Below are 7218 nucleotides of genomic sequence, written 5' to 3' on the forward strand. Positions count from 1 at the left end.
ACCCGGCGGATCAGGCCGGGCGGGGCGGGGTCGGACCCGAGCGGCGGCGGCGGGTGGGCGTCCGGGTGCTGCGGGCCTGCTCGACCGTGGCGGCCAGCTCCGCCCGGGACTCCTCCACCGACTGCGCCAGCACGTCCAGGTCGCTGGCCCGGTCTCGGTCCCCGTTGAGGCCGACGAACACCTCGCCGTCGTAGGAGGTCACCCCGATGGTCAGGATGTGGCCGGCGGTCAGCGGCAGCACCGGGTAGCTGGCCACCAGGGTGGCGTCGTCGACGTAGCGGGGCTGCTGCGGGCCCGGCACGTTGGTGATCAGCAGGTCGTGCTGGCGGCGCATCACCTGCCCGGCCACCCGCACGCCGAGGTTGTGCAGCGTGGTGGGCGCGAAGCCGGCGATGTCGACGATGCTGCGGGCACCGACGGCCCTGCCGGTGTCCTTGTGGGCCTTGGTGCCGTGGGTCACCTGGTGCAGCCGCATCAGCGCGTTCGGCTCCCCCACCGGCAGCGGCATCAGGTGGGGCGCCACCCGGCTGCCCAACGACGACGGCGTGCCGTCCTCGTCGATGACGCTCATCGGCACGCACGCGGTGAGCGTGCTCGGCACCCGGCCGTCCCCGCGGGCCTGCAGCCACGAGCGCAGCGCACCGGTCAGGATGGCCAGCACCACGTCGTTGATCGTGCACTGGTGGGCCACCCGCAGCGCCTTGAGCTCGCTCAGCGGCACCACCGCGGAGGCGAAGCGGCGCTGCTCGGAGACCACCCCGGTCAGCGGCGAGTTCGACGGCGGGCGGGAGCCGGTCATCAGGTCCGCCGCCACGGCGCCCACCGCACCGCCGATCCCGCCGACCGCCTCGCCCACGGTGACGGCCGTGCCGAGGGCCGCGGTCACCCCGCGCCGCACGGTGGCGAGCACCGACAGCGGGTCGCGCACCGTCTCGAGAGCGGTCTGCACCAGCAGGTCGGTCGAGCTCGGCTCCGGCCGGGGCTCCCAGCCGGGCTCGCGCAGCTCACCCGCACCGGGGACCTCGTCGAGCAGCACCTGGCCGATGTCGACGTGGTCCTGCCCGTCGACGAGGAGCTGGTGGGTCTTGGTGATGATGGCGAAGCGGTCGTCCTCCAGCCCCTCGACCAGGTACATCTCCCACAGCGGCCGGGAGTGGTCGAGGCGGCGGGCCATCACCCGCCCGACGAACTCGCGCAGCTGCTCCATCGACCCCGGCCGGGGCACCGCCGAGCGGCGCACGTGGAAGCTGAGGTCGAAGTGGTCGTCCTCCACCCACACCGGCGCCGCCAGTCCGAAGGGGACGTGGCGGACCCGCATCCGGTACCGGGGCACGTAGTCGAGCCGGTCGCGGACCAGCCGCAGCAGCCGGTCGTGGTCGAGACCGCCCGGACCAGGACGGAAGACGTCCACGGTGCCGACGTGGTTCGGGTGGTGGGTGGTGTCGAGGGCCAGCAGCGCGTCCTCGGTCGTGCTCAGGCGGTCGGCCATGCGTCCTCCCCTCCGGGTCGTCCACAGATTACCCAGCACCACCCCCGCGGCCGGTCCCGGTGAGCCAGCCTGGGTACGAGGAGGTGGCCGATGGGCGTCCCCACGCTGAGGGCCCGGCCGGTGCCGGTCCAGCACCCGCCGGAGCTGGTGCTCCCCCAGCCCGCGACCGGACGGGCCGGGCAGCCGATGCTGTTCGCCGACCCGCAGCCGGTGACCGGCGCGGCCGTGGCGGGGGACGTGTCGCCCGCGCTGCCCGACGCGGCGGCCACGGCGGCCGCCCTGGTCCGGCTGGTGCTGGAGTCCCTGGCCGGGCGCCGGCCGGCCGCCCAGCTGAGCCGCTGGTTCAGCGAGGAGGTGCTGGCCGAGCTGGCCGTGCAGCGGGGGCTCCGCCGGCGCTCACGCCGCCACCCCGACGTGGTGGTGCACTCCGTGCGGGTGCAGCACCCGCTGCCCGCGGTCGCGGAGGCGAGCATCCACCTCCGCGGCCCCGACCGCTCGCTGGCCTGGGCCATGCGGCTGGAGGCCACCTCACGCCGGTGGCTGTGCACCGGGCTGGAGCTGGGCCCCCGCCGGACGCCGGGCTGAGGAGCCGGTCAGGCCTTGCGGCCGTGGCACTGCTTGAACTTGCGCCCCGACCCGCACGGGCAGGCCTCGTTGCGACCGACGCCGGCGTACTCGTCGCGCTCCTCGGTCGTGGTGGCGGTGGCGCTGCCGTCCTCGCCCGGGGCGCTGTAGGACAGCCGCGTCCGGCGGGAGCCGGCCAGCCCCTTGGCCGAGATGGTGGGCCGGGCCGGGCGGGCGCCGGCCCCGTCCGAGTCGCCCCCGTCCGGGCTGCCGCCGTCCGAGGCGTCCGCCGGCGCGGTGGCGCGGCCGCCGTCCGAGCCGTCGCGGGTGCCGTCGCCGTCCCGGGGTGCGTCCTCGACCAGCGGCCGGACCTCCACGCCGTCGCTGTCCGGGTCCGGACCCGACTGCACCAGCTTCTCCAGGTCCGCGCTGGTGACCGCTCGGCCGCCGCCGGCCGCCGTGGCCCCGACCTGCGGCTGCTGCACCTTGACGTCGAGGTTGAACAGGTAGCCGACGACCTCCTCGGTGAAGGCGGCCATCATCGCGTTGAACATGGTCCCGCCCTCGCGCTGGTACTCCACCAGCGGGTCGCGCTGGGCCATCGCCCGCAGCCCGATGCCCTCGCGCAGGTAGTCCATCTCGTAGAGGTGCTCACGCCACTTGCGGTCCAGCACGGTCAGCAGCACCTGCCGCTCCAGCTCGCGCATGGTCTCGCTGCCGAGCTGCTCCTCCCGGGCGTCGTAGGCGCGGGAGGCGTCCTCGACGAAGTCGCGCACCAGGTCGTCGACGGTGAGGTCGGCGTCCTCGTACTCGGCGCGGTCCAGCCCCACCGGGTAGAGCGTGGACATCTGGGTCCACAGCTGCTCCAGGTCCCAGTCCTCGACGAAGCCCTGCGTGTTGTCGCGGACGTAGCTCTCCACCACGGTGGCGGTGGCCGAGCGGAGCTGCTGCTCGACGTCGGCGCCCTCCAGCACCTTGCGGCGGTCGCCGTAGATGGCGTGCCGTTGGCGGTTCATCACGTCGTCGTACTTGAGGATGTTCTTGCGGGTCTCGAAGTTCTGCGCCTCGACCTGGGCCTGGGCGCTGGCGATCGCGTTCGACACCCGCTTGTTCTCGATCGGCTGGTCGTCGGGGATCTTGAGCGCCTGCAGCACCCACTCCACGACGTCGGACTTGAACAGCCGCATCAGGTCGTCACCCAGCGACAGGTAGAACCGGCTCTCGCCGGGGTCGCCCTGACGCCCGGAACGACCGCGCAGCTGGTTGTCGATGCGGCGGGACTCGTGGCGCTCGGAGCCGACCACGTAGAGACCGCCGAGGGCGACGACCTCCTCGTGCTCGGCCGCCACCTCCGCCTCGATGGCGGCCAGCGTCTCCGCCCAGGCCGCCTCGTACTCCTCGGCGTGCTCGACCGGGTCCAGCCCCCGCGCCCGCAGCTGCTGGTCGGCCAGGAACTCGGCGTTGCCACCGAGGATGATGTCGGTGCCTCGTCCGGCCATGTTGGTGGCCACGGTGACGGCGCCCTTGCGGCCGGCCTCGGCGACGATGGCCGCCTCACGCGCGTGGTTCTTGGCGTTCAGCACCTCGTGCTTGACCCCGGCCTTCTTGAGCGCGGCCGACAGCACCTCGGACTTGGCCACCGACGCGGTGCCGATCAGCACCGGCTGACCCTTCTCGTGCCGCTCCGCCACGTCGGCCACGATCGCGGCGATCTTGGCCTCCTCGGTGCGGTAGATGAGGTCCTTGTGGTCGACCCGGACCATCTCCTTGTTGGTGGGGATCGGCACCACACCGAGGCCGTAGATCTTCTGGAACTCCGCCGCCTCGGTCAGCGCCGTGCCCGTCATGCCGGCGAGCTTGTCGTACATGCGGAAGAAGTTCTGCAGCGTGATGGTGGCCAGCGTCTGGTACTCGTCCTTGATCTGCACCTTCTCCTTGGCCTCGATGGCCTGGTGCAGCCCCTCGTTGTAGCGACGCCCGACCAGTGTGCGGCCGGTGTGCTCGTCGACGATGAGCACCTCGCCGTTCATCAGCACGTAGTCGCGGTCGCGCTTGAACAGCTCCTTGGCCTTGATGGCCTGGTTCAGGTAGGAGATGAGCGGCGTGTTGGCCGACTCGTAGAGGTTGTCGATGCCCAGGCGGTCCTCGACGAAGTCGATGCCGGCCTCGACGATGGCCACGGTGCGCTTCTTCTCGTCCACCTCGTAGTGCACGTCGCGCTGCATGCGGGCCGCGATCTTGGCGAACTCGGGGTACCACTCGTGGCTGTCCTGGGCGGGGCCGGAGATGATCAGCGGCGTACGGGCCTCGTCGACCAGGATGGAGTCGACCTCGTCCACGATGGCGAAGTGGTGGCCGCGCTGGACGCAGTCCTCCAGCCGCAGCGCCATGTTGTCGCGCAGGTAGTCAAAGCCGAACTCGTTGTTGGTGCCGTAGGTGATGTCGGCGGCGTAGGCCTTGCGGCGCTCGGCGGGCGTCTGCCCGGCCAGGATGACGCCGACGTCCAGGCCGAGGAAGTGGTGCACGCGGCCCATCTGCTCGGACTGGAACTTGGCCAGGTAGTCGTTGACCGTGATGACGTGGACGCCCTTGCCGGTCAGCGCGTTCAGGTAGGACGGCAGCGTCGCCACCAGGGTCTTGCCCTCACCGGTGCGCATCTCGGCGATGTTGCCCAGGTGCAGGGCGGCACCACCCATCACCTGGACGTCGAAGTGGCGCTTGCCCAGCACGCGGCGGCTGGCCTCGCGCACCGTGGCGAAGGCCTCGGGCAGCAGGTCGTCCAGGCTGGCGCCCTGCTCGAGGCGCTGCTTGAACTCACCCGTCTGCGCGCGGAGCTCCTCGTCGTCCATCGAGGTGAAGTCCTCCTCGATGGAGGCGACCTGGTCGGCGATGCCCTTGAGGCGGCGGAGCATCTTGCCCTCGCCCACACGGAGCAGCTTGTCCATCAGAGCCACGGTTGAGTCTCTTCCCGTCGGGTCCGGCAGCGGAGCTGCCTCGGTCCGGTCGTGCACGACCTCGACCATCCTAGACGCCGACCCCGGCCACGACAGGCCCCGCGAGCCCGCGGCCGGGGCGTCGCAGCGGCGTCACACCGAGCGCGTCTCCCCCGCGCGGTCCTGGTAGGCGCCACGGAGGTCGCCGTCCAGAGCCAGCCCGACGCGGCGGGCCAGGTCGTGCACGGCAGCGGCGTCGTAGCCCAGCAGCTGCGGATCCGTCGACTCCAGGACCAGACCCGTCTGGCGGCTGAGCTCCTCGCGCTGCTCGTCGTCGCGGGCGTTCGCCGCGCAGTCGCGCAGCATCCGCAGCAGCGCGGTCAGCACCAGGGGTTCCGCGCTCCCGAAGCGCCGGACGGGTGCGCAGACGAGGTCCAGGTAGTAGCGGTGGTCCCGGTCGAGGGTCATCACCCTCGGCACGCCGTCCTCGTCGTCGTGCTGCTGCGGGCCGAGCCGGCAGCCCTGCAGCCGCACCAGCAGGTCGGTGCAGTAGCCCACCGCGTGCGCGGCGGTGATCGGGTCGTTGATGCTCGGGGAGATCGCCTTGACCGCGATGTCGGTCAGCTGACGCAGCCCGAGCGCGGCGTCCTGCTCCAGGGTCCGCTCGTAGCCGAGCTCCACCGCGGTCGCGAGGACCCGGTCGAGCCCCTCGTGCCGGGGCGGCCCCACCCCCTGGTCGGACCACACCTCGGCGATCGGCGAGCCGACACCGACGTGGTCGCCGGGACGCACCATGACGGCGACGAAGAGCCCGTGGTCGTGGGCCGAGCGCACCAGCAGCCGGGGGTGGACGGTCTTGACGAGGCCGCTCCGCGTCGAGGTCACCAGCTCCCCACCGGTGCGCGCCGCGAGCTCGGGCGAGGGGTCCTTGGAGCGGTCGCCGTAGCGGGGGTAGGTCTCCCTCAGCGCGGCTGCCGCCTGCTGGTGGACCGACACCATCATGGTGTCCACCCGCAGCGAGCGGACGATGTGCCCGACGAACACCAGCAGCGCCCCCGCCGACGCGATGGCCAGCAGCAGCACCACCGGCGGCACCAGCACCGGCAGCGGGCCGTCCGGGTCCATCCCGCGCAGCCCGGTCACCGCCACCACGAACGTCGAGACCAGCACGGCCAGCACCGCCTGGGTCACCCGGTCGCGGGCGAACTCGCGCAGCAGCCGCGGCGAGAACTGCTGGGACGCCAGCTGCAGCGCCACCACCGTGAGGGAGAAGATCAGCGTCGTCGCGGTCATGATCGAGCTGGCCACGGCCTGCAGCAGGCCGGACGCGGCGTCCGTGCCGCTGGGCCACGCCCACCGGACCCAGGTGGCCTCCGGTGACGGCCGCACCAGCAGCAGCCCCAGCGTGGCGAGGAAGGAGGAGGCCGCCGCGACCGACGGCCAGAACCACAGCCGGGCCCGGAGCGTGGTGCTGGAGCCGGCGCGCTGCGCCGGTCGCGACCGGTGAGCGGGTCGGGCGGGCGTCCGGTCGTCCATCCCCGAAGGCTAGGGCACCCCGCCCCACCCGGGTCCCGGCCCTCCACCGGGGGCTCGACGACGGCGGCCCGACGTGAGATGCGCGACCCTCTTGGAACACGTGTTCGATTCGGCTAGCGTGCCGGTATGAGCGCAGGAGTGCACGACCGGACCCGTGCCCGGGTGGCCGCACCCGAGCAGCTGCAGGGGTCGCTGTTCGGCAGCGGCGAGCCCACGCTCGGCCCGCTCGGGGCCATCACCCGCACCCGGCTGTCCCGCGGGGCGTGGATCGACCTGCTGCCGGGGTGGCTGAGCGGCGCCGAGGAGGTGCTGGACGTCCTCGTGGAGGAGGTGCCCTGGCACGCCGAGCGCCGTGAGATGTACGAGCGCGAGGTAGACGTCCCCCGGCTGCTGAAGTTCTACGAGGCGGGCGAGCCGCTCCCCCACCCCGTGCTCGAACAGGCCCGCGACGCCCTGAACGCCCACTACGGCGCCGAGCTGGGCGAGCCCTTCACGACGGCCGGGCTGTGCCTGTACCGCGACGGCCGGGACTCCGTGGCCTGGCACGGCGACCGCATCGGGCGGGGCCGGATGGCCGACACGATGGTGGCCATCCTGTCGGTGGGCTCGTCGCGGCCGCTGGCCCTGCGGCCCCGCGGGGGCGGCGACTCCCGTCGGGTGCCGCTGGGCCACGGCGACCTCATCGTGATGGGCGGG

Annotated in this window: 5 protein-coding genes; 2 read left to right on the top strand and 3 right to left on the bottom strand. The window is 72.8% G+C overall.

The annotated features are described in order from the left end of the window. Nucleotides 1–10: 10 nt before the first annotated feature. Nucleotides 11–1489, bottom strand: coding sequence for a wax ester/triacylglycerol synthase family O-acyltransferase (locus tag GC722_RS15475; RefSeq protein ID WP_156611599.1), 1479 nt, complete (start codon nt 1487–1489; stop codon nt 11–13). A 90-nt stretch (nt 1490–1579) separates the two neighbouring features. Here GC722_RS15475 and GC722_RS15480 point away from each other — a divergent pair, with 90 nt between their 5' ends. Continuing rightward, entirely contained in the window at nt 1580–2074 is a 495-nt protein-coding gene (locus GC722_RS15480; RefSeq protein ID WP_156611601.1) for an Rv3235 family protein, read from the top strand. Between the two features lie 8 nt (nt 2075–2082). Here the strand turns inward: GC722_RS15480 and secA are convergent, their stop codons facing one another. Both secA and GC722_RS15490 read right to left on the bottom strand, forming a co-directional pair. After that, nucleotides 2083–5007: a preprotein translocase subunit SecA gene (gene secA / locus GC722_RS15485; RefSeq protein ID WP_456298119.1), complete on the bottom strand. Its 2925-nt coding sequence runs from the start codon at nt 5005–5007 to the stop codon at nt 2083–2085. Nucleotides 5008–5139: 132 nt separating this feature from the next. Continuing rightward, nucleotides 5140–6522, bottom strand: a complete 1383-nt coding sequence (locus tag GC722_RS15490) for a DUF2254 domain-containing protein (RefSeq protein WP_156611606.1) — start codon at nt 6520–6522, stop codon at nt 5140–5142. Between the two features lie 126 nt (nt 6523–6648). Between GC722_RS15490 and GC722_RS15495 the strand changes: the two genes are divergently transcribed. Beyond that, a partial coding sequence (locus tag GC722_RS15495) for an alpha-ketoglutarate-dependent dioxygenase AlkB (RefSeq protein WP_156612107.1) occupies nt 6649–7218 on the top strand: 570 nt, incomplete at its 3' end.

Origin of the sequence: Auraticoccus cholistanensis (genome assembly GCF_009742705.1) — a bacterium.
GTDB lineage: Bacteria > Actinomycetota > Actinomycetes > Propionibacteriales > Propionibacteriaceae > Auraticoccus > Auraticoccus cholistanensis.

Excerpts from the sequence above, each read along its gene's own strand:
- GC722_RS15475 (WP_156611599.1), bottom strand. The coding sequence starts at position 1,489 with ATGGCCGACCGCCTGAGCACGACCGAGGACGCGCTGCTGGCCCTCGAC.
- GC722_RS15480 (WP_156611601.1), top strand. The coding sequence starts at position 1,580 with ATGGGCGTCCCCACGCTGAGGGCCCGGCCGGTGCCGGTCCAGCACCCG.
- GC722_RS15490 (WP_156611606.1), bottom strand. The coding sequence starts at position 6,522 with ATGGACGACCGGACGCCCGCCCGACCCGCTCACCGGTCGCGACCGGCG.